20 protein-coding genes are annotated in these 22,506 nt (G+C 69.7%); 5 read left to right on the plus strand and 15 right to left on the minus strand.

Annotated features, from left to right (window positions below):
• Positions 1-81: 81 nt before the first annotated feature.
• From AC3AGO_RS30385 to AC3AGO_RS30400, 4 genes are all read right to left on the minus strand, one after another.
• Positions 82-1,383, minus strand: coding sequence for a putative T7SS-secreted protein (locus AC3AGO_RS30385; protein ID WP_487823466.1), 1,302 nt, complete (start codon positions 1,381-1,383; stop codon positions 82-84).
• Between the two features lie 25 nt (positions 1,384-1,408).
• A complete protein-coding gene (locus AC3AGO_RS30390) occupies positions 1,409-2,119 on the minus strand; it encodes a hypothetical protein (protein WP_487823467.1) in 711 nt (236 codons plus the stop codon).
• A gap of 32 nt (positions 2,120-2,151) precedes the next feature.
• Positions 2,152-2,451, minus strand: coding sequence for a DUF6317 family protein (locus AC3AGO_RS30395; protein WP_487823468.1), 300 nt, complete (start codon positions 2,449-2,451; stop codon positions 2,152-2,154).
• A gap of 75 nt (positions 2,452-2,526) precedes the next feature.
• Entirely contained in the window at positions 2,527-2,826 is a 300-nt protein-coding gene (locus tag AC3AGO_RS30400; protein ID WP_487823469.1) for a WXG100 family type VII secretion target, read from the minus strand.
• Positions 2,827-3,198: 372 nt separating this feature from the next.
• Between AC3AGO_RS30400 and AC3AGO_RS30405 the strand changes: the two genes are divergently transcribed.
• Entirely contained in the window at positions 3,199-3,681 is a 483-nt protein-coding gene (locus AC3AGO_RS30405; RefSeq protein WP_487823470.1) for a hypothetical protein, read from the plus strand.
• A gap of 135 nt (positions 3,682-3,816) precedes the next feature.
• On the opposite strand, the gene AC3AGO_RS30410 is transcribed toward AC3AGO_RS30405, so the two are convergent.
• The gene (locus AC3AGO_RS30410; protein ID WP_487823471.1) at positions 3,817-4,389 is read right to left on the minus strand and encodes an LOG family protein; all 573 of its coding nucleotides are present in this window, start codon (positions 4,387-4,389) and stop codon (positions 3,817-3,819) included.
• A gap of 349 nt (positions 4,390-4,738) precedes the next feature.
• Here AC3AGO_RS30410 and AC3AGO_RS30415 point away from each other — a divergent pair, with 349 nt between their 5' ends.
• Both AC3AGO_RS30415 and AC3AGO_RS30420 read left to right on the plus strand, forming a co-directional pair.
• Entirely contained in the window at positions 4,739-6,400 is a 1,662-nt protein-coding gene (locus AC3AGO_RS30415) for an ABC-F family ATP-binding cassette domain-containing protein (protein ID WP_487823472.1), read from the plus strand.
• A 174-nt stretch (positions 6,401-6,574) separates the two neighbouring features.
• A complete protein-coding gene (locus AC3AGO_RS30420) occupies positions 6,575-7,207 on the plus strand; it encodes a YceI family protein (RefSeq protein ID WP_487823473.1) in 633 nt (210 codons plus the stop codon).
• A 95-nt stretch (positions 7,208-7,302) separates the two neighbouring features.
• On the opposite strand, the gene bla is transcribed toward AC3AGO_RS30420, so the two are convergent.
• Positions 7,303-8,241, minus strand: a complete 939-nt coding sequence (bla, locus tag AC3AGO_RS30425) for a class A beta-lactamase (protein ID WP_487823474.1) — start codon at positions 8,239-8,241, stop codon at positions 7,303-7,305.
• Between the two features lie 441 nt (positions 8,242-8,682).
• On the opposite strand from bla, the gene AC3AGO_RS30430 reads away from it, so the two are divergent.
• A complete protein-coding gene (locus AC3AGO_RS30430; protein WP_487824872.1) occupies positions 8,683-9,867 on the plus strand; it encodes an isochorismate synthase in 1,185 nt (394 codons plus the stop codon).
• 141 nt (positions 9,868-10,008) lie between these two features.
• On the opposite strand, the gene AC3AGO_RS30435 is transcribed toward AC3AGO_RS30430, so the two are convergent.
• From AC3AGO_RS30435 to AC3AGO_RS30450, 4 genes are all read right to left on the minus strand, one after another.
• Positions 10,009-11,625: a hypothetical protein gene (locus tag AC3AGO_RS30435; protein WP_487823475.1), complete on the minus strand. Its 1,617-nt coding sequence runs from the start codon at positions 11,623-11,625 to the stop codon at positions 10,009-10,011.
• Positions 11,626-11,627: 2 nt separating this feature from the next.
• Positions 11,628-13,469 (minus strand): flavin-containing monooxygenase, encoded by a 1,842-nt coding sequence (locus AC3AGO_RS30440; protein ID WP_487823476.1) that lies wholly within the window; start codon positions 13,467-13,469, stop codon positions 11,628-11,630.
• 124 nt (positions 13,470-13,593) lie between these two features.
• Positions 13,594-13,791: a ferredoxin gene (locus tag AC3AGO_RS30445; RefSeq protein ID WP_487823477.1), complete on the minus strand. Its 198-nt coding sequence runs from the start codon at positions 13,789-13,791 to the stop codon at positions 13,594-13,596.
• A gap of 56 nt (positions 13,792-13,847) precedes the next feature.
• Positions 13,848-14,522 carry a TetR/AcrR family transcriptional regulator gene (locus AC3AGO_RS30450; protein WP_487823478.1) on the minus strand — a complete coding sequence of 225 codons (675 nt, stop codon included), beginning with the start codon at positions 14,520-14,522 and terminating at the stop codon, positions 13,848-13,850.
• Positions 14,523-14,685: 163 nt separating this feature from the next.
• Between AC3AGO_RS30450 and AC3AGO_RS30455 the strand changes: the two genes are divergently transcribed.
• Entirely contained in the window at positions 14,686-16,152 is a 1,467-nt protein-coding gene (locus tag AC3AGO_RS30455) for an MFS transporter (RefSeq protein ID WP_487823479.1), read from the plus strand.
• Between the two features lie 623 nt (positions 16,153-16,775).
• On the opposite strand, the gene AC3AGO_RS30460 is transcribed toward AC3AGO_RS30455, so the two are convergent.
• The 5 genes from AC3AGO_RS30460 to AC3AGO_RS30480 form a co-directional block, all read right to left on the minus strand.
• Positions 16,776-17,762, minus strand: a complete 987-nt coding sequence (locus AC3AGO_RS30460) for a LacI family DNA-binding transcriptional regulator (protein WP_487824873.1) — start codon at positions 17,760-17,762, stop codon at positions 16,776-16,778.
• A 258-nt stretch (positions 17,763-18,020) separates the two neighbouring features.
• A complete protein-coding gene (locus AC3AGO_RS30465; RefSeq protein WP_487823480.1) occupies positions 18,021-19,403 on the minus strand; it encodes an MFS transporter in 1,383 nt (460 codons plus the stop codon).
• Between the two features lie 176 nt (positions 19,404-19,579).
• On the minus strand, positions 19,580-20,500 hold the full coding sequence (locus AC3AGO_RS30470; protein WP_487823481.1) for a dihydrodipicolinate synthase family protein: 921 nt from the start codon (positions 20,498-20,500) through the stop codon (positions 19,580-19,582).
• A 390-nt stretch (positions 20,501-20,890) separates the two neighbouring features.
• A complete protein-coding gene (gene arsB, locus AC3AGO_RS30475; protein WP_487823482.1) occupies positions 20,891-22,006 on the minus strand; it encodes an ACR3 family arsenite efflux transporter in 1,116 nt (371 codons plus the stop codon).
• Positions 22,003-22,335: an ArsR/SmtB family transcription factor gene (locus AC3AGO_RS30480; protein WP_487824874.1), complete on the minus strand. Its 333-nt coding sequence runs from the start codon at positions 22,333-22,335 to the stop codon at positions 22,003-22,005. The genes arsB and AC3AGO_RS30480 overlap by 4 nt, the downstream gene beginning before the upstream one ends.
• Between the last annotated feature and the right edge of the window lie 171 nt (positions 22,336-22,506).

Raw genomic sequence — 22,506 nt, forward strand, 5'->3', positions numbered from 1 at the left:
CCGCCGATGCGTTCGGCGGGAGCCCTCTTGTGTGCGGCCCTCGTCCTCATGGGGAGGAGCGGGAAGTCGCTGCCCGACTGACTAGTCGCTGACGTAGCCGCTGATGCCGTAGCCGAACCCGGCCAGGCCGATCGGGAACGCCAGATACCGGTCGACCACGTCGAAGGCCGGGTTGTTGAACCACGCCCGGACGTTCGCTCCGGGGGCGCCCAGTTTGATGGTGTTGACTGCCTTGAATTGGTTGATCATGGACGCCAGCACGTTCGATGGATTCTTCCAGGTCTGGAACGCGGTATTGAGGTTCTTTCCGGCCGCGCTGAGGGTGTCGGGAAGCGCGCTGAAACCCGGAATTTTGTTCATGCCCCGCCAGATGGTGGACATGTCTCCCTTGATGGCGTCGGGGACATTCAGACGGATGTCCTTCGGAAGGGACTTGATCGTCCCGCCGAGGTCCTTCAAATCCTTCGGCACCGACTTGATGAGCCCGCCCATGCCCTTGCCGAAGGCCTTCAAGAGCCCGAACCCGCCGAGGAGAAGTCCCGCGGAACTGAGGACGATATCGGCGATATCCCATTCCCCTGTTTCCGACATATAGGCCACGTTCACACCGAGGGCCGCCGCTCCGGTCAGGAAGCTGCCGACGGACAGGACGAGGCCCAGCCCCTGGAGCCCGGGGATGAAGAAGGCGATGATGCCCAGGATGCCGCTGATGATGCCGAGTATGAAGCCCAGCTTCTTGCCGATCTTCTCCAGCGTGCTGTAGCCCTCGACCGCCTCGCCCTTCGCGTCGTCCAGGGCCTGTGCGGCGGTGGCGGCCTTCGTCTCGCGCAGCTCCCGCGCGTCCTCGGCGAGCATCCGGGCCGCGTCGAGATCCGCCTGTGCATTGTCGGCGTTGGTCTGCGCACTGGACTTGGCGTCCTGCGCCTTCTCCATCGCCTTCCGCGCACTGTCCCGCGCCGCCTTGTCGTCCGGCGGGGGCGGGTCGGCGCCGTCCAGCGTGCCGATCTCCATGCTGGCAGTGAGGGCCGCGGCGGTGGCGTCCGCCAGCTTCGCCTTCGCGATCCTGCCCTTCTCGAGGGCGTCGTCCGCGTCTTTCTGCGCGTCGCGCAGATGCCCCTGATACGCGTCGAGGGCGTCGGCCGCCTGATCGTACGAACTGTTCAGCTTGCGTACCTGTTTGGCGAGATCACCGAGCTTCTCCCGGAGCGCCTCCATGGATTTGCCCTCGCCCACTTCCTTGGACTCCAGTCCCGTGACAGTGGGGAGAGCCGACTCCGCGTCGTTCGCCACGGAGCGGTAGTTCCGCGCAAGCTGCTGAAGCGTGTCCGCGTCGCCCGGAGTCGGGTCGTCCGAGAACCCGAAGATGTCTTCCCATTCGGACACCGCTGGCCGCACCATGGCCGCGACCTCACTTCCCGTTGTCTCGTTCGCCCGCGGGGGCTGCGTTGTCCGCGCCGGTCGCCGTCGAGGGACGGGTCCGGCCTGACGTGTCTTCAAAGCGGAACGACTCGGCGATCGCGTCGAAGACGTCGAAGAAATGCTCCATGTGCTCGATGTTGGGCGTGGAATTGGCGAGCACCAGATAGGTCCTGCTGTGCGGCATGGGAATCAGGGTGTGCCGCATGGCCGTCCGGACGGACGTGCCGCGGTGATCCAGGTCCTGCACCCGGGTGATCCGGCCGACCGGACCGACCTCGGGCAGGTCCAGGACCTCCACCTCTCCCGGGGGCAGTCCCGTGCCCTCCGCGTCCATTCCGATCTGCACGCCGGCCGAGACGACGAGGTCCGCGAGATCCTCCGACTCATCCTCGGGGATGGACACCCGCAGCAGAACCGACGTGGCGCTCAACACCAGGTCCTCGCTGAGGATCCGGACCATCCCGGCCGCCTGCAGTGCCCCCTGCGCGCCAGCGTCCCGGGCTGTCTCGCGCGTACTGCGGATCAGTCGGTCCACCTGCTCGCGGGGCAGGCCCGTGCCCTTCACCTGATGTTCGATACGGCGGCGGATCGACGCGTCCCGGGTGTTCGGGTCGAGATCGAGGTGCCACCAGGACCCGGGGAACCGCAGTGTGTAGCCCACGGGCGAGGCCGGCGGCCCGTCCGTGACCGGATGCGTCATGACGCATTTTCCCTTCTGTACGACGCCTGTTGTCAGGCGTCCTTGCCGGAGTCCTCCAGCGCGTTGGCGCTGTCGTCGTCCGTCTTCGTGAAGTTCTCGGCGACCGTGTCCGTGGTCTCGGAGAATTTCTTCACGTTGTCCTTGACGCGTTCGTGGCCCGCGTACCAGGCCTTGTCGAAGCCGTCGATCGCGTCGGCGAGAGCGTCGTCGCCCACGATGTCCTTGCCCCCGACCTTGGCGAGCCGTGCGGTGTCCTCGATCAGGGTCCCGACGTGCTTGAGCTCGTTGGCCGTGTCCTTGAGGTCCTGTACGGGAACGCTGATGCGACCCATCGGTCTCTCCTCCTCCTGCTCCGCCGTCCGGCCCCGCCCTCACGGAAAGGGCGGGGCCGGACAGTGCGGGACACGTCAGCCGATGGAGCCGGACGTCTGGTCGTCGGTGTCGACGAACGCGTCGGCGACCTGCTTCAGGAACTCGCTGACGCCGTGCAGGCCCTCGATCGCGTCGTGGGTCCCGCTCTTGTATTCCTCCCAGAACGGGCGGAACTTGGTCTCGGAACCCGGCGTCGCGTAGGCCGCCGAAACGACCTCGTCCATCTTGGTGTTGGCCTCCTGCAGGCTGTGCTGCATCTGCTCCTTCTGGTTCTGCAGCCAGGTCGCCGCGTCCCGGATGTCGTCCGGGCTGATGTTCAGGTTGCCGCCAGACATGTGGGGTTCCTTCCGTCGTTCCTAATCACTGCGGTGATCGTCATGCCGCACCGGACTGTACGGAGCCCCTCGCACACCGGTTCACCCCTGTTCCCGAACGGTGACAAAGATCGTCCGCACCGTTCCCCGCCTGTCACGGGAGAGACGCGTTGGCAACGAAAAGGCCATGTCGCGACGGGTGTCGCCGTCAGCCCGACACGGCCGCCACGGCCTTCGCGTCCTGAAGCTCCGTCGCCTTCCGCGGAAGCCCCCGCAGGACGACCAGTTGAGACCCCGTCACACGGCCACGATCCCGACAGGACGTCGGAGGGCCCGACTTGCGAGCACCGAACACCCAGGCGTCGCCCCCGGCGGATAAGGCACGGTATGCAGATGACCACCAGAGGGAAGACCCACCTGACCGAGGCCACCGTCAGACGATTCCTGACAGGCTGCGGCGTCCTCGAGCTCTTCTGCGTGCTGCAGCACGTCGGGTTCACTGTCCTCGCGCTGACGTCGGGTGAGACGGGCGGCGGCCCGATGACCGAGTTGCTCCGGGCGATGACGTACTGCTCCCCGCTCCTGGCGGTGCTCTCCTTCTGCGGGGCCGCCCTCGCCTTCGCGGGCAGGACGGAGACGCGTCGTCCGTCCCTCGCGGGCGCGAGCCGCCTGGTCCTGGCGCTGGCGTGCGCGGTCCTTGTGACAGGGTGCGCGATCCTGCTGATCGGGCACGCGGAGCTGACGGCGCTTATCTGGCCGATGAGTCTCGCCCCGACGATCTTCCCGATGCTCTTCTGCCGCCTGCTGCTCCGGCCGTCCCGGCAGAACGGCCCGCAAGCCGTACCCGACCCGGCCGGGGCCGACGCGATCCGATAACAACCGGCGCTCACCACGGCAATGTTGATCGGACTTCTTGACGGCTCCCTGTCGTGTTCTGGCCCTTCGCCCTCGCGGATTGGCGTCGATGCGATGGATCCCGGGAGAGCAGGGAACGCCGTGTGCATACCGGTTTCAGCCTCCGTGGGCCGGCTGTGGGGCGCGGCGCAGACGCTCCTCCAACGCTTCCAGGAGGGCGGGGAGTTCGGGGGCGATGGCGAGGTCGTCGAGGGTGGAGGCGGGGAGGAAGCCGGAGGCGGCGATGCCGCGCAGCGCTTTGAGCGTGGGCGTCCAGAAGGCGCCGGCGTCGAGGAAGCCGACGGGCTTGGTGTGGAAGCCGAGTTGGCGCCACGACCACACCTCGAAGATCTCCTCCAGTGTCCCGAGGCCACCGGGCAGGGCGACGAAGGCGTCGGCACGCTCGGCCATCATCGCCTTGCGCTCGTGCATCGAGTCGCACAGGAGCAGCTCCGTCACGCCCTTGTGCGCCCACTCCCGCTCGACCATGTCGCGCGGCATGACGCCGATGACCTCGCCGCCGGCGTTGAGTGCGCCGTCCGCCACGGCTCCCATCAGCCCCTTGCGGCCGCCGCCGTAGACGAGGCCGATTCCGCGCCGGGCCAGCTCCGTGCCCACCGCCGCGGCCAGTTCGGCGTGCGCGGGATCGTTCCCGTCGGACGAGGCGAGGAAGACGGCAAGGCGGCGCATGGGGACCTCCTGGTAGCTGAAACCGGCGGCCCGGTTTAGCACGGACGCGTCACCCCCGACCAAGAGATTCCCCCGAGGACGCCGAACGACGCACCGGCTGCCGGGTCGGCAGGAGTGTCGCCGGGGGAGAGGGCGAGCGGCGAGACGGTGCGGTTCGGCTCGTGCTACTGTTTGCGCGTGACTTTCTACTTCTTCCTGTGAGGGCGACTGCCGTAGCCCGTGCCGCGTGAGGTATCCGCGGTGCGGGGTGCGGGTCGTGTTCATTGGCCGGTTCTCGGCCGTCCTCTCGCCTATAGGAAGAGATCGCTCCCCGTCTTTGTGCGGGTTGAGCGTCTCCGTTTGGAGCGTCATGAACAGCCTTGTTGTGCCTGCGCGCGCCCGTGCGCAGCTCATCGCCACCGATGTCCACCTCGCCCGTGGCGGTCGGCCGGTCCTCGCCGGTGTCGACATGACCGTTGGGCCCGGCTCGCGTTGGGGCGTGGTCGGGGAGAACGGGCGTGGGAAGTCCACGCTGTTGCACACCCTCGCCGGGGCGCTGACTCCCGATGCCGGATCCGTGCAGCGGGTCGGGACGCTGGGGGTCGCGGAACAGGAGATGGCGGCCGACGACGGACGTACGGTCGGCGACGTCGTCGATGCCCAACTCGCCGACGCGCGCGCCGTGTTGGCCGCACTCGATGCCGGCGCGGAGGCGCTCGCTGAGGAGCGGGACGGCGCGGCTGAGACGTACCAGGCGGCGCTCGAAGCCGCCGAGGCGTTGGAGGCGTGGGACGCGGACCGGCGTGTCGATGTCGCGCTCGAAGCGCTCGGTGCGGTGGGCGACCGGTCGCGGCCGCTGGCGCGGATGTCGGTCGGGCAGCGTTACCGGGCGCGGCTGGCGTGTCTGCTCGGTGCGGCGTACGACTTTCTGCTGCTGGACGAGCCGACCAACCATCTCGACCGGGCGGGCCTGGACTATCTGACCCGCCGGCTGCGGGAGTGGGACGGGGGAGTGGTGGTGGTCAGCCACGACCGGGCGCTACTGCGGGACGTCGCCACCACGGTCCTCGACCTCGATCCGAGCCGGGACGGCCGTCCGGCGGTGTACGGGGACGGCTACGACGGGTACGTCGCCGGTCGTCGCGCAAGTCGGCAGCGCTGGGAGGAGGAGTACGAGCGTCAGCAGGCCGAACACACCCGGCTGGAGGGTGAACTCGCCGCGGCCCAGAGCCGGTTGGTCACCGGCTGGCGGCCCGACAAGGGCACCGGGAAGCATCAACGGGCCACCCGCGCACCGGGGTTGGTGCGCTCGGTGCACCGGCGGAGGGGGGACCTGGCCCGGCACGAAGTGGCGCTGCCCGAGCCGCCGTTGAGTCTGGGCGCGCCCGAGCTGCCCGCGCGTACGGGGGTCACTCTCGTACGGGCCGAGGGTGTCGCGGTCGGTGGGCGCCTGCACCAACCCGCGGACGTGACGCTGCAGTCCGGGTCGCGTCTCGTGGTCACCGGGCCGAACGGGGCCGGCAAGACCACATTGCTCGCCGTGCTGGCCGGGCAGCTGGAAGCCGACACGGGGCGCGTGCGTCACGCGCGCCACGCGCGGGTCGCGTTGCTGAGTCAGGAGTCGGCGCACTCCGCGCGCGGCCGGGCGCGGGAGGTGTACGAGGAGCACCTGGCGGCGCTCGTCACCGCGGGGCGGCTCGACGAGAACAAGGTCGTGGGGCTGGGCGGACTGGGGCTGCTGCCCCGGCACGATCTGGACAAGCCCGTGCGGCAGCTGTCCCTCGGACAGCAGCGGCGGCTCGACCTGGCGTTGGCGCTGGCTTCCCGTCCGCACGTTCTGCTGCTCGACGAGCCGACCAACCACCTCTCCATCGCCCTGGTCGACGAACTCACCGAGGCGCTGGAGGCGACCCCGGCGGCGATCGTGATCGCCTCCCACGACCGGCAACTGCGCCGCGACACCGCCCACTGGCCGGAGCTCTCGCTGGCCGCGTCGACCCGGTCGGGGAAGTGCCTGGAGGTCTCCGCTTAGCGGCAGTGCTGCGTGCCCTCCGAGTGCCTTCCGCCTGGTGGGAGGGCATGCGGAGGCTCGCGGCGCGGGCCTTTCGGAGCAGTCAGGATGCGGGGGAATATCTCGTGGGCTATGTTGTTTAACGTTCAACAAGGATCGGCGTCGGGCCGCATCCACGTCCCCAAGGAGTCAGTCATGGGTCTCTTCGGCCGCAAGAACACCGCCACCGCCACCGCCACCGCCTCCGCTCCCGCCCCCTCGGCCGCTCCGGCTGCCGCGAACCCCGAGCTCGCCGCGCTCACCGGCGACTACACCGTCGACCCCTCGCACTCCGCGCTCGGCTTCGTGGCGCGGCACGCGATGGTCACGAACGTCAAGGGCGCCTTCCTCGACTTCTCCGGCTCGCTGCATCTCGACGGCGCCGACCCGGCGCGTTCCACCGCTGCCCTCGACGTACGGATGGACAGCGTCGACACCAACTCGGCCGACCGGGACGGGCACATCAAGAGCGCCGACTTCTTCGACGTCGAGACGTACCCGACGATGACGTTCCGCTCGACCGCCGCCGAGGCCCTGGGCGGGGACGACTACCGCATCACGGGCGACCTGACGATCATGGGCACCACCCGCCCGGTCACCATCGACCTGGAGTTCAACGGCGTCGCGAAGGACCCGTTCGGCAACGAGCGTGTCGGCTTCGAGGGCAAGGCCGAGATCCTGCGCTCCGACTTCGGCCTCACCTGGAACGCCACGCTGGAGACCGGCGGCGTCCTCATCTCCGACAAGATCAAGCTCACCTTCGACATCTCCGCGATCAAGGACGCCTGACGCGGCCGTCTGCACCGCTCCATCGGCCATGCCCGCCACCCCGTACGCCGGGATGGCGGGCATGTCGTGCCACGTGCCGGCCCCGGGTCGACCGATCACTTCAGCGAGCCGGCGACCACGGACGCCGCTTCCGCGATCAGCTTGTTGTCGAACTCGGCGTTCTTCGCGGGGCGGTTGGACATGACGGCCATGACGACGGGTGCCCCGCCGGGGCGCCACAGCACGGCGATGTCGTTGCGCGCGCCGTGGTAGCTGCCCGACCCCGTCTTGTCGCCGACCTTCCAACTCTTCGGCACGCCCGCCCTGATGAGTCCGTCTCCCGTGGTGTTGGTGCGGAGCCACTTCGTGAGCTGCGTACGTTCGGCCTTGTGGAGGACGTCGCCGAGGACGTACGCGCGCAGGTCCTTCGTCATCACGCGGGGTGTGGTCGTGTCGCGGGTTTCGCCCGGGGTCCAGCGGCTCAGTTCCGGCTCGATGCGGTTCATCTGTGTGACGTCGTCGCCGATCCGTTTCAGCGCCGCGTCGAGGCCTTCGGGGCCGCCGAGTTGGTCGAAGAGCAGGTTGGCGGCGGTGTTGTCGCTGTAGCGGACGGCGGCGTCGCACAGGTCGCGCAGGGTCATGCCGGTCGCCACGTGCTTCTCGGTGACGGGCGAGTTGGCGACCAGGTCGTCCTTGGGGTACTCGATCTTCCGGTCCATCCCGCGCAGGGAGAACTTCCGCAGGATCTCTCCTGCGGCGAGAGCCTTGAATGTGGAGTTGTACGCGAACCGTCCGTTGTCGTTGTGGGTCACTTCGTGGCCGGTACCGGTGTCGACGGCGTAGACGCCCAGCCGCGCGTCGAACTTCCGCTCCAGCGCCGTGAATTGGGCGGTGGGCTGCTTCGCCGGTTCGCCCTTCGCCGCTCCGGCGGTCGTCTTCGTGGCGGACGGGGTCTCCGCGGCCGGGGGCGCGCTCTGGCCGCAGGCCGCGAGCGGGACGAGGGTGAACGCGGTGAGCGCGCCGATGACGGCGCGCCGGGCGCGGGCGTGCTGCATGGGCCGAACCTCCTGGTCGTCCCCGGCGCGCAGGGCGCACCGGGGGAGAGGTGACCGGGCCCCTCCCGGGGCATGGCCATGGTGTCGGCGACAGCTTCACTCCCTGCTCGTCATGCGGTCCAATACGGGTACGCGCGATTCCATGCGGATCCGGCATGGAGCCGGATCCGGATCGGCGCGCCACCACACCCGTACGGTCGCCACCCGGGTCACGTCAGGGCTCGCCGCGGCGGGGCCGGACGCCGCCGGCTGCCGGCCTGTCTCCCTCGGCGGGCCGTGAAATCCCGTACTGGGCAGGTAAATCGCTGCGTGGGCCGCCTCCGGCGCCTCCGGGAAAGCAGCCACACACAGTCGGGTAAGGTAAGGCTTACCTAATTGTTTGTATCTCCCTGGGGAGAGGTGTGCGTGTTGCCCACACAGTCAACCGAACTCGCAGGCGGTATCGCACGCCTGCCCGACCCGGACCGGGACGCGGGTGCCGCGACCGATCTGCTCGGCTCGTACGTCCCCGGGGATCACGCGCGGTTCTTCGCCGGGCCGACCCGTACCCTCCTGACCACCGGCACCGCGGCCCGAGTGCCGCACGGCGCACGCCCGTTGGCGGACAGGGTCGAGGCCACGCTGTGCGAGCAGCGGGAGACCGGACGTCAGGAACATCCGATGGTCATCGGTGCCGTTCCCTTCGACAGCACCGCACCCGCGGCGCTCGCCGTGCCGGAGAGTGTGGCGACGGCGCCCCCGCTCGCGCAGGACCCGCTGACGGTGCTGCCCGTGCCGGGCCCCGCCACCGGGGGGACCCGCATCCGCGAGGTGCCGGAGACCTCCGAGTACCGGGATGCGGTCCTCACCGCTGTCAAGCGCATGCGGGCCGGGGAGCTCAGCAAGGCCGTACTGGCCCGCACCCTGGAGATCGCCCAGGAGAACCCGGTCGACGTGCCGGCGCTGCTCCAGCGGCTCGCCCGCCGCGACCCCGACGGCTACACCTTCGCCGTCCCCTCGGCCCCCGGCCGGACGCTGTTCGGCGCCGGCCCCGAACTCCTCGTCGCCCGCAGCGGTGGACAGCTCGTGGCGAACCCGCTCGCCGGCTCCGTACCGCGCGGAGACGACCTCGGCGAGGATGCGCGGCGTGCGGCCGGGCTGCTGGAGTCGGCCAGGGCCCGGCACGAACACGCCCTCGTCGTCCACGCCGTGCGCAGGAACCTGGAACCGTTCTGTACGACTCTCGACGTGCCCGCCGAGCCCACCCTGGTCCGTACGTCGACGATGTGGCATCTGTCGACCACCGTCACGGGCGACCTCGCCGAGCCGGCCGCGTCCGCGCTCGAACTCGCCATGGCCCTGCACCCGACGCCCGCCGTCTGCGGCACGCCCACCCCCGACGCGCGTGCCCTCATCCACGAACTGGAGCCGTTCGACCGGGGGTTGTTCACCGGCTTCGTCGGCTGGGGCGACATCGAGGGCAACGGCGAGTGGGTGGTCGCCGACCGCTGCGCCGACGCGGGCGAACGCGACCTGCGGCTGTACGCGGGGGCCGGCGTCGTCGCCGCGTCCTCGCCCTGGGCCGAAGCGGCCGAGACCGGCGACCGGTTCAGCACGTTCCTCGACGCGGCCGGGGTGGAGCTGTGAACGCCCCGGCACCGGGGCCCGCCTCGAAACCCGGTTCGGGCCCCGAACCGGTCCCCGGCCCGAGGACCGTCCCGGGCCCCGGCTTCCCCGCAGCGGACACCGGCCACCCGCTGTGAGCCGGGGAGTTCACAGCCGGGCAGTTCACCGCCGGGGCGTCAGGCGCAGCACCGTTCCCTCGCCGTTGGCCGACAGGAGTAGGGAGCCGTCGGGGGTCGCAGTGAGGCCGGCGAAGGAACTCGCCACGCCCGGCATGCCGTTGGTGAACAGCGCCGGGCGCGTACGGGCGGCGGTCCCCGGCGGGAGGCCGACCGCCAGGTCCTCGGCGTCGATTCTGTGCTCGCCCGTGGTGAGGGAGACGGCCCGCAGGCGCCGCGCACTCGTCTCCACCGTGAAGATTTCGTCGCCGAGCACTGTCAGACCCTGCGGCGCGTCGAGTCCTTCGGCGACGGTGACGGCCTTCCCCTCGTCGATCCTGAGCAGCGCCCCGAGCTGATCGTCACTCACATAGCAGCGCCCGTCGGCGTCGTGGGCCACGTCCACGGGGTGGTCGAGTCCTTCGGCGAGCACGGTGACGGTGTCGTCCGCGTCGAGTGCCAGCACCCGTCCTGCGCCCGCCTCGGCGACGACGAGCGTGCCGTCCGGGCCGGTGGCGAGGCCGGTGGGCTCGCGCAGACCGCTCGCCCGTACGCGGGTGGTCCCGTCCGTGGGGTCGTACGTCCGCACCTCGCCGTACTGCGAGGTGAGATGCAGCAGTTGACCGTCGGCGGCGATGCCGTGGGCGAACGGCCGCAGCAGGTGGGTGGTCATTTCAGCGGGACCGTCCGCCGTACGGGGCGCCGGCCCCGCCACGCGGTAGTGGTCGGCCGCGTACACCGTGCCCGCCAGGTCGACGGTCACCCCGTACGGGCCGCCGAGGCCGCGCGGCACGATGTCGCGGGTGCGGCCGTCGGGGTGCAGTTCGGTGACACCGCCGTCGGCGAAGCTGGAGACGAACATCCTGTTCTCCGCGTCGAACGCCGCGTTGTCCAGGCTGGTGAGCCCGCTGGTGACGAGGGTCCGGGAGCCGCTGCCGTGCAGGTCGATACGGGTGACGATGCCGGCCTCGCCGCGCGAGAGCACCTGTAGGACACCGCCTCGGTCGAAGCGCACAGCGACCGGTTCGTGCACGTCCTCCGCGACGAGTTCGGGCGCCCCGCCGTCGGGGGCGATGCGCCATACCTGACCCGTCATCATGTGCGGGTAGTACAGGTGCCCGTCGGGGCCGAGCTGCATCGCGTTGCCCAGCGCCAGCCCGTCGGTGAGCACACGGGGGCCGCTGCCGTCGGGATACAGCTCCAGCAGCCGGCCGCCCGGCCGCATCTCGTTGACGAACAGCCGATTGCCCACGCAGGTGATGCCGTTGGGCACCTTCACCTCGTCGGAGACGACGGTGTACTCGCCCTGCGGACTGCGCCGCCACACCAGCCCCGGTACGAGGTCGGCGATGTACATGGAGCCGTCGGCACCGAAGGCGAGGTCGTCCGGGGACTGTACGGGGCCGTCCATCGGCACGACCGTCTCGATGTCGCCGCTGGCGGTGTCCACGGCGCTGATCCGGCCCGCGAGGAACTGGGCGACGTACAGCCGCCCGTCCGGCCCGAAGGACACGCCGTTCGAACCCCACAGCGGATTGGGAGAGTTGAGCCTGCTCGCCTCCCAACGGGAGTGCGCCGTCGGCCCGTACGAGGGCCCGCCGTACCGGCTGTGCTGCTCCGTCATGGTCACGCTCCGCCCTGTCCGTCGGTGACCAGGACCTCGTCCATGCCGCCCTGTTCGCGCCAGTCGCGGAGCAGGGCGTGGAAGGCGACGGGCCCGTCACCGAACGACTCGCTGCGCTTCCGGGGCATGCCCTCGTTGTTGTAGTAGCCGGGCGTGCACTCGGCCTGGAACGCGTGCAGGTCGGGGGCCTTCTCGCGGATCGTCGCGACCCACGCCGCCTCGGCCTCCAGCGCGGGCTCCACGTACCGGGCCTCCTTCGCCCGCGCCGCGGCGATCACTTCGGCGACGTGGGTCGCCTGCTCATCGAGGATGTGCACGAAGTTGACGGCCGCGGCGTTCTGCAGCGGCCCGAGCTGGAAGAGGCTGGGGAAGCCGTGGCTGTAGAAGCCGTGCAGCGTACGGGGCCCGCTCTGCTTCCACGTGTCGGTGAGGGAGACGCCCCCGCGGCCGTACACCGGCAGCCGGCCCGATGTGATGCCGGAGACGCCGACCTCGAAGCCGGTGCCGAAGATGATGCAGTCGACCTCGTACGCCACGCCGCCCGCCACGACGGCGTTCTCCGTGATCTGTTCGACGCCGTGACTGTCGGCCGTGTCGACGAGCGTGACGTTCGGCCGGTTGAAGGTCTGGAGGTAACTGTCGCTGAACGTGGGCCGCTTGCACATGTAGCGGTACCAGGGCTTGAGCTTCTCCGCCGTCTCCGCGTCCGTGACGATGTCCTCGACGCGCTCCCGGATCTCGTTCATCTTCTGGAAGTCGGCGATCTCGTAGGCCCGTTCGCGCTCCTCGGGCGGCACGTCCCGGTAACTGTCGCTCGGGATCAGCTTCTGCTGGAGCCGTGCGCTGCTGGTCCAGCCGTCGTCGACCAGATCCTCGTCCACCTGCCCGCCGGTGACGAGCGCGAGGAAGTTGTCCCGGCGGCGCCGCGTCCAGCCGGGGGAGAGCGAGGCGGCCCAGCCGGGGTCCGTGGGCCGGTTGCCGCGTACGTCCACCGAGGAGGGCGTGCGCTGGAACACGTACAGCTCCTGTGCGTCGGCCCCCAGATGCGGTACGCACTGGATGGCCGTCGCGCCCGTACCGATCAACGCGACGCGCTTGTCCGCGAGTCGGTCGAGGCCGCCGTCCGCGTCGCCGCCGGTGTACGCGTAGTCCCAGCGGCTGGTGTGGAACGTGTGCCCCCGGAAGCTCTCGATGCCCGGGATGCCCGGCAGCTTCGCCTCGCTCAGCGTGCCGCTGGCCGTCACCACGTACCGCGCCCGTATCCGGTCGCCCCGGTCGGTGCTCACCAGCCACTCGTCCGCGCCGTCGTCCCAGCGCAGCCCCGTCACCTGCGTACGGAACACGGCGTCCCCGTACAGGCCGAACGTCCGGCCTATCGCCTGCGCGTGCTGCCGGATCTCCTCGCCCGGCGCGTACTTCCACTCGGGGACGTAGCCGACCTCTTCGAGCAGCGGCATGTAGATGTACGACTCGATGTCGCAGTGGATGCCGGGATACCGGTTCCAGTACCACGTGCCGCCGAAGTCGCCGCCCTTCTCGATCACCCGGACCGACTCCACACCCGCCTGCCGCAGCCGCGCCCCCGCGAGCAGCCCGCCGAACCCGCCCCCGACGACGGCCACTTCGACCCGGTCGTGCAGCGGCTCCCGGGCGGACTCGCCCTCCGCGTACGGGTCCTCGTCGTAGTAGCCGAACCGGCCGGTGACGGACTGGTACTGCTCCCTGCCCTCCGGCCGGATCCTGCGGTCCCGTTCGGCCCGGTAGCGGGCCCGCAGCGCCTCGGGGTCGAACCCGAGGTCCTCCGGGTCCTCGGGCGGTCCGGACGAGATGTGGGGGGAGGACATGGGTGTCCCTCTTCCTTTGTGTTTCTCCGGGGGAGGGCATGCCGCCGCACGGGTGCGGGGCGGCACGCACCTCAAAGGGTGGTTGCGCAGGGGGAGTTCAGTGCGGAGGTGCCCGGCTGCCGGGTCAGTCCTCCGTCAGGCCGATCGCCCGGGTGGGGCACATGTCGGCGGCTTCACGGACGGTTCCGTGCAGGTCAGGGGAGGGCTGCGCCTCCAGCAGGACGACGATGCCGTCCTCGTCCCGCTGGTCGAACACCTCGGGGGAGGCCATCACGCACGCTCCCGCGCCACAGCATTTGTCCTCTTCGACGGCGACCTTCATCGTGCGTTCTCCTTACACATACGGACGGTTCGGGATCGATGAGCGGGGCCCGGCCCTCAGGGCCGCTCTGTGACGGGCGCGAACCACAGGCCGGCGATCGCGTCGGTCAGCCCGGTCGCGGCCTGCTGCCACGTGTCGCGCGGAGTGGGGTCGTTCCCGGCGAGCGCGCGTTCCCTCTCGGCGATCATGTGCACCATCAGCTGACGCACCATGTCCCCCCGTTCGACCCGCACTTGGGGCGGGAGGTCGGGAAGGCACCTGTTGAGGCCGTCGAGCGCCCGGACCAGCGACGGCGAGTTCAGCGACTCGTCCGCCATGATCTCCCGGTACGCGGGGTCGGTGCTGAGCTGCGCGGAGAAGCGGCCGAACCAGGTGGGTGCGCCGAGTTCGGCGAGATGCCGCGCCGTGGGATGCACGAGACACGCCACCCAGTCGCGTACGTCGGCGGACTCGCCGGCGTCGTCCACCATCCGGCCGCGCACCTGCTCGATCTGCTCGTGGTGCTTGCGCACGATCGCGCGGACCAGGTCGGCCTTGGAGCCGAAGTGGTAGGCGACGGCGGTGTTGTTGCCCTGTCCCGCGGCCTCGCTCACCTGACGGTTGGAGACCGCCGCCACACCGTGCTCGGCGAACAGCCGCTCCGCCGCGGACAGGATCGACTCCCGTGTCGCGCCGGCCCGTTCGGCCCGCGCCGTTCCGCCGGCCACGGTCACCACCGCGCCGTTTCGCACTGCCGGTCCGTGTGACTCACCGCACACGCCTCCTTCTCCGCTGCCGGACTCCGATCAGTTAAACGGCCGCTAGTCTCTTCAGTCAAGCGACTGACTTAATCAGGGTCGCCTCGACGCCCTCAGGCGACAGCCGGCGTCCTCCGACGACAGGAGCCCTCTCCCCATGACCGCACCCACCACCCCGCCCGGCGAGGGCGCCACCGCGCGGACGGCATCGCGCGCCGTCGTCCCGGTGCTGGCCTTCGGCGGGATCGTGGTCTCGCTCATGCAGACCCTGGTGATACCGCTCGTGCCCAAGCTGCCCGAGCTCCTCCACGCCCCGGCCGGCGACGCCGCCTGGGCGATCACCGCCACACTGCTGGCCGCCGCGGTCGCGACGCCGACCGTTGGCAGGCTCGGCGACATGTACGGCAAGCGGCGCATGCTGCTCTTCAGCCTCGCAATGCTGGTGGCCGGATCCGTCCTCTGCGCCCTGTCCGACACCCTCGCGCCGATGATCGTGGGACGGGCCCTGCAGGGCCTGGCCGCCGGCGTCATCCCGCTCGGCATCAGCATCATGCGCGACGAACTGCCGCCCGAACGGCTGGGCGGCGCCACCGCGTTGATGAGCGCCTCGCTCGGCGTCGGCGGCGCGCTCGGCCTCCCCGCGGCCGCGTTCATCGCCGACAAGGCCGACTGGCACATGCTGTTCTGGGCCTCCGCCGGGCTCGGCGCGGCAGCCGCCGTTCTCGTGCTCGCCATGGTCCCCGAGTCCGAGGTCCGTACCGGCGGGCGCTTCGACCTCCTCGGCGCGGCGGGCCTGTCGGCCGCGCTGCTGTGCCTCCTGCTCGCCATCTCCCGCGGCGCGGACTGGGGTTGGACCAGCGGCCTCACCCTGGGCCTGCTCGGCGCGGCACTCGTCGTGCTGCTGGTGTGGGGCCGGTGGGAACTCCGTACGCGGCAGCCGCTCGTCGATCTGCGCACCACCGCGCGACGTCAGGTGCTGCTCACCAACATCGCCTCCGTCGTGTTCGGCTTCGCGATGTTCGCGATGTCCCTGGTCGTCCCGCAACTGCTGCAACTGCCCGAGTCCACCGGCTACGGGCTCGGCCAGACGATCCTCGCCGCGGGCCTCGTGATGGCGCCCAACGGCCTGGTGATGATGGCGATGGCGCCGGTGTCCGCGAGGATCTCCCGGACCATGGGACCCAAGGTGACCTTGATGACCGGCGCGGTCGTGGTGGCCGCCGGGTACGGCATGAGCCTCGTGATGATGTCCAGCGTCTGGGAGCTCATGATCGCCTCCAGCGTCATCGGCGCGGGGGTCGGCCTCGCGTACGGCGCCATGCCCGCGCTCGTCATGGCGGCCGTGCCCGTGTCCGAGACCGGGGCGGCCAACAGCCTCAACACCCTGATGCGGTCCATCGGTACGTCGCTCTCCAGCGCGGTCGCGGGCGTCGTCCTCGCCGGCATGACCGTCACCCTCGGCTCCGCTTCGGTCCCCTCCCAGGACGGCTTCCGCGTCGTCCTGGCCATCGGTGCCCTTGCCGCCCTCTTCGCCCTCGCCGTCGCGGCGTTCCTCCCGGGGCGCCGGGAGGAGTCCGCGTCGAGCGCGGAGCGCTCTGATGCCGCGGCGGCGACGGCGGTGTGAGGCGGGGGTTGGGGGGCGGGGTGGGGTGCGGGTTTGCCGGTGTGCGGGGGTGGGGGTGGTGGCTCCGGGGGACCCCGGGACGCATGATTTACGGGCCGCGCCCCCGGTCATGTTCGGGCTGGGCCCTCATTGGCTGTGCACGGCCCGAAAATCACGCTGTAGTGTCCCGGGGCGCCCCCTGCGCCCCCACCCCCACCCGCGACCACGCAAACGGTGAGGGTGGTGGGGGGAGTTGGGGCCGTTTTGCGCTGTGGGGCTCGCCCTCCGCCTCGGTGTGGGCAACGGCCCACCTAGGTCGTTTCTGATGGCTCTTGCTGGGGTGGGTGGATCAATTCTGGGGCTGGGCAGGCGTGTTGCATGGTGCGACGGCATGAGTTGACGGGCGCGCAGTGGGAGAAGGTCGAGCCGTTGCTGCCCGCCAACGGCAGGCCCGGCGGGGAAGACTCCCAGGCGGGGCTCGGACTCCCTAGCCACTCCCCAGGAGGCGGCTGGGGAGTACGGCTTCCTGAGGCGCCCATGGTTCTCCATGGCCGCCTTCGCGATCCGCCGGCGCGAGGCGTTGGGGAAGCGCGGCTGAGGCTGCAACACTGCCAGGTCGCGCGAACTGAGCCTGCCTGCAAGGGTCATGAGCTGACGAGCCGTGCCGTGGTGCTGCGCGGGATGAGGGTGGGGGCGTACGTTCGGATGCGGCCGGGGGCCCCGGCGATGAGGTCGATGAGCTGGTCGACAGCCGCCGCGGCGATCGTGTCGAAAGGGACACGCACGCTGGTAAGGGGGCGCGGCAGCCGGGCGGCAAGAGGAATGTCGTTGTAACCGACCACGGACAGGTCTTCGGGTGTGCGCATTCCGGCGCGCTGGGCGGCGGCGAGTAGACCGATGGCGGTGTTGTCGTTGACGGCGAAGACGGCCGTGGGGCGAGTGGCGAGGGAGAGCAGATGCTGACCTGCCTCCTCGCCGCTTTCCATGCTGAAGGTGGAAGGAAGCACGAGGGCCTCGGTGAGGGCAATTCCCGCTTCCGCGAGGGCGTCTTCGTAGCCGGCTCGGCGCCCCAGAGCGCTGGAAGCATAGGTGGGGCCGCTGACCAGGGCAATGCGCCGGTGTCCGAGATCGATGAGGTGGCGGGTGGCCAGGTAGCCGCCCAGGCGGTCGTCGCCAACAGCGGCCGCGCTGGTTCCGTAGGTACGCAGAGCTGATACGTGCGGGATGCTCTTGTCCGCCAACTCCTGGCAGAAGCCGCCGTCGGTGCGGGCCGTGGTGAGAATCAGGCCGTCGACGCGGCGTTCCAGGAGCATCCGTCCGTGCTCGGACTCGCGTTCAGGGTCGTCGTGGGTGGTGGCCACCAGGGCGTGGTAGCCGCGTGCCAGGGCTGCGGAGGCGATCTCCTCGTACAGGGTCGCCATCACCGTGTCGGTCAGGCGGGGCACCAGCACGCCGAGGGTGTTGGTCTGCTGGCGCCGGAGATTGGCTGCCACGGGGTTTGGCGCGTAGCCGACCTCGGCGGCGACTTCGCGAATGCGCGCGGCCGAGGGGCTGCGGTAGAAGCGGTGTTCGCGATTGAGAGCGCGAGAGACGGTCGAGCGGCTCACGCCAGCGGCCTCAGCCACGTGCATGATGGTCGGTCGTGCGCCTTCTGCGGATACTGCTTGCCTGGATTGTTTACGCTCCGGCCCGCTCATGATCCCGCCCCCATTCCTCCTGTGCTGACTGCTGGACGCCACCCATTGTGCAACACTGACGGAATCGATTGCATCGGGACCTGTTCCGGCACCGCTGCACGCTGTGATCCCGCCCCTGGCCACTGATCACCCGTCCATCCGGTGCAGGGGGTGGTCACCGGATGGGGCAGGGGCGGAATCGGCAGCTGCTGTTCAGGGGGAGAGCTCTTCCAGGACACGGCCCTTGGTCTCAATGGCAAAGACGGTGGTGACCAGGGCTCCGAGGAGAGCGACGGCTGCGAAAACGGTAAAGACATAGCGGATGCCCAGTCCGGAGACGACCGCTCCCACCAGGATGGGCCCGACGGAGGATCCTGCCCTCAGCCAGGCGCTGCCGAAGCCGGTGCCCAGCGCTCGCAGACGGGTGGGATACAGCTCGGAGGAGTAGAGGTACAGCGAGAACGTGATGGTCTGGATGATCGCGTAGGCCAGCGTGGCGAAGATCAGAACCTGTACCGCGCCCGTCGCCCCCAGCGCCGTCAGGGCAACCAGTGGCACGACAGCTGTCAGGAACGCCGCCGCGTACCACCGCTTGCGCCCGACCCTGTCGATCAACAGTGCGCACATGACCGAAGCGATCACGCCTACTGCGGAGGTGATCCAGCCGAAGGCCAGGCTGGTCTTCAGCGAGACGTCGAAGACCTGCTTGTAAAGGGTGGGCAGCCAGGTCATCAGGCCGTTGTTGATCAGATAGGCGGTAAACCACAGTGCCCAGATGACCAGCGTGCGTTTGAGGTAGATGCCCTGGAACAGCTCCCGAACTGTGGAACGCGACGTGGCCTTGGGGCTCACCGGACGCGTAACCGGCTCCTCCAGGGGCAGACCCTGCTTGATCGCATCGTTCTCCAGCTTGGCCACGACCTTTTCGGCCTGCTCGAAGCGCCCCTTAGCCGCTAGCCAGCGCGGGGACTCCGGCATCGCGAATCGCAGCGGAAGCAGCAGCAGGCAGGGAATGATGCCGAGGACAAACAGTGCGCGCCAGCCGAAGACGGGCACCAGGAAGTAGCCGGCGATGCCCGCGAACATCAGCCCTGCCGGGAAGATGACCTCGTACAGCAGGAAGAACCGGCCACGCTTGCGGGCCCCGATGAACTCGTTGATGTACGCGCTGGCCACCGGGACTTCACCGCCCGTGCCCACGCCCTGAAGGAAGCGGAAGACCATCATTGAGCTGCCGCTCCAGGCGAACAGGCAGGCTATGTCCATCGCGACGAACAGCACGATGGTGATCAGCAGGGTGTGCAGACGCCCGATTCTCTCTGCGAGCGCGCCGAAGAGGAGCGCGCCTACCAGTTGCCCGACATATCCGGCGGAGAGAATCATGCCGACCTGGCCGGCGCTGAGATGCCACTCGTCCACCAGCTGTGGCATGGCGTAGGCGATGGCCAGCACGGTGTAGGCGTCGAAGAAGGTGGCGCTGCCGATGATGATGCGGATGAGCAGCAACCGGCGCGTGATCGGGATCCGTTCTAGACGGGCGACCAGTTGGGCATTGACGGTGGGCGCACCGCTCCCGTCTGTTACAGAAGTCGTCATGGGTCGTTCCTCGCCGTTGAGGTGGGGAGAGGGAGGTCGAGCCACGGAGTCAGCGTACGTACCGCTGGGCCGCTGTGGCTGGAGTCGGCGCCCCCTGCAGGCCGTCCCTGGGCGGGGCGCGGCTGGCGCAGCAAGGCGCGGCGTGCGGCGCCGACGGCGCCGCACGCCCGGTGAATTCAGACGAGGCGCGCTTGCTTGAGAGCGAACTCGACTTCGGCGGCGGCCTCCTCGCCCAGCGGCTGTAGCGGCGGACGGACAGTGGCATCTTTGAGTACGCCCCGGGCGACCAGGCCCAACTTGAGTGCGACGGTGCCCTCCATGTGCGAGCCGCGGTGGTAGACCGCCTTGGTCACCGGAAGAAGGCGGTCGTGGACCTCGCGGGCCTTCGCATAGTCCTTGGACTTGCCCGCCGCGATCAGCTCTACGAGCGGCTCGGGGGCCAGGCCGCCATAGCCAACCAGGGCGCCGTCCACGTCAAACATGGTGTGCAGCAGGTACTCGTCGTGACAGGTGAGGATCTGCAGTTCCGGGAAGTTCTCCCGCAGTACTGGGATTTCGGTGTCCCAGCGGCGCATGTTGCGCACCCCGTTCTTGGTGGCCACCACTCCGGGCTGTCCGGCGATCTCCAGTTGGGTGGGGAGGTCGTAGGTGGCCTTGGTGGCATCCGGGTACTGGAAGAGGATGCACTGCAGGCCCGACTCCTCATGGATGGCCTGGTAGCGCTCCTGCGGCGCTCCGGGCTGGAAGCCGAACCGCAGCCAGCCGTGCGAGGGGTAGACGAGCGCGCCGATCGCTCCCGCCTCCGCTGCCCGCCGGGCCTCCAGTGCTGCGGTCCTCGTGCCCTCGCCGGTGATGCCCGCGATGATCGGCACCTGGTCGCCAACCGCCTCCACGAGGGTGCGGATCAGCGCGACCTGCTCCTCGGCTGTCAGATAGGTGCCCTCGCCGGCATGCCCGAGACACACCAGCCCCTTCACGCCCTCGACCGCCACCAGCCAACGGGCCAGCTCGGCGTTGGCCACGTGATCCACCTCGCCGTCCGGCGTGAACGCGGTGACCGGGGCCGGGACCAGGCCGCGCAGATCCATGGGATTCATGACACACACTCCTCTGTGCAATCGGTTACGGGAACGATTGCACAACTCGACGTGTGGCGACGTCAAGAGGTGAGTGGGGGCGAAGTGTGAGCGGAAGGTGATGCCAGGCCGATGTCTGGTGCGCGAACTCGAAGGGGCTGATGCAGCTTGGGGTGACAGGTTGACCTGCAGCAGCCCCCACCGGACCGCACCCGCGAGGTCTATCCCCACGCACTCAACGCACGCGCTCCCGTGAGAGGTTGCCCCGCACAGGGCCCGCGCCCCGGTAAAAGGTGTGCCCCTCACAGGGGTGGGCCCTGGTGAGGGCCTCACGCACGCAGCGGCGGCGTCGCCGGGTGGCTACGCCGCCGCTGGGGCGCTGGGTTCGGGGGTGGGGGAGTGCCGGGCCCGTCAGCCGGTGAGGGGCTGGGGGGTGAACTTCCGTTGCCAGGCGAGGGATACGTAGACCAGGGCGACCAGGACCGGGACCTCGATGAGGGGGCCGATCACGCCGGAGAGGGCCTGGCCGCTGGTGACGCCGAAGGTGGCGATGGCGACCGCGATGGCGAGTTCGAAGTTGTTGCCTGCCGCGGTGAAGGCGAGGGTCGCGGTGCGGTCGTAGGGCAGTCCGATGCCCTTGCCGAGCAGGAACGTACCGGCCCACATGACGGCGAAGTACACGAGCAGCGGCAGCGCGATACGGGCGACGTCGAGCGGCTGCGAGGTGATCGTCTTCCCCTGCAGCGCGAAGAGGATCACGATCGTGAACAGCAGCCCGTAGAGGCCGAACGGGCCGATGCGGGGCAGGAAACGGTTCTCGTACCGCTCGCGGCCCAGCTTCTGCTCGCCGATGCGGCGGGTGAGGAAGCCGGCCAGCAGCGGTACGCCGAGGAAGACGATCACGTTGAGGGCGATGTGCCACACCGGGACGTCCAGCCCCTCGCCGTTGCCGAGGCCCAGCCACTGCGGCAGCAGGTCGAGATAGAACCAGCCGAGCGCGCCGAAGGCGATGACCTGGAAGACGGAGTTGAGGGCCACGAGGACGGCCGCCGCCTCGCGGTCGCCGCAGGCCAGGTCGTTCCAGATGATCACCATGGCGATGCAGCGGGCGAGTCCGACGATGATCAACCCGGTGCGGTACTCCGGCAGATCCGGCAGGAAGATCCAGGCCAGCGCGAACATCACGGCAGGGCCCAGAACCCAGTTGATGACCAGTGAGGAGATCATCAGCTTCCGGTCGCCAGTGACGGTGTCGAGCTTGTCGTAGCGGACCTTGGCCAGCACCGGATACATCATGACCAGCAGGCCGAGGGCGATCGGCAGCGAGATGCCGCCGATCTCGACCTTGCTCAGCGCGTCGCCGAGGCCGGGGATCGCGCGGCCCAGGCCGAGGCCGAGGGCCATGGCGAGGAGGATCCACACCGCCAGGAAGCGGTCGAGCGTGGAGAGCTTGCCGACGACTCCCGCCTCGGCCGGATCCCGGCCGGGAGCGCTTCTCGCGGGCGCGTCGGATTCCGTGCTGGTCACGGGCAGGGCCTCTTCCGGTCTGTCTCGATGGTCGTACGGGCGGTCCCGGCCAGCTCCGTGAAGGAGCCGGCGAGCGCGGTGAGGACGTCGGGCCGCAGCCGGTAGTACGTGAAGCGGCCGCACGGCTCGGTGTCCACGACCCCCGCCTCCCGCAACACCCGCAGGTGGTTGGAGAGGTTGGTCTGCCGCGCGCCGGTCTCCTCCACGAGATGCGTGGTGCACAGCGTCTCGTGGGCCAGCAGCGTCACGATCCGGAACCTGAGCGGGTCCGCGATGACCCGGATCAGGTCGACGCCTTCCGGCGTCGCTTCAGGTTTGGCTGACGTCATCATGCGCTGATACTTTCACGTCACCGCCGACTGACGCCAGCGGCCGCTGATGTCACCCGTGACTGACGCCCGCCGGTCCCGGCGTACGGCACCGTCCCCGAGGAACCCGAGAAAACCCGAGAAGAGAGGCCCGGTCGTGTCCGAGAAGCCCGCCGTACTCTTCGTCTGCGT

Source organism: Streptomyces sp. BL1 (genome assembly GCF_057628045.1).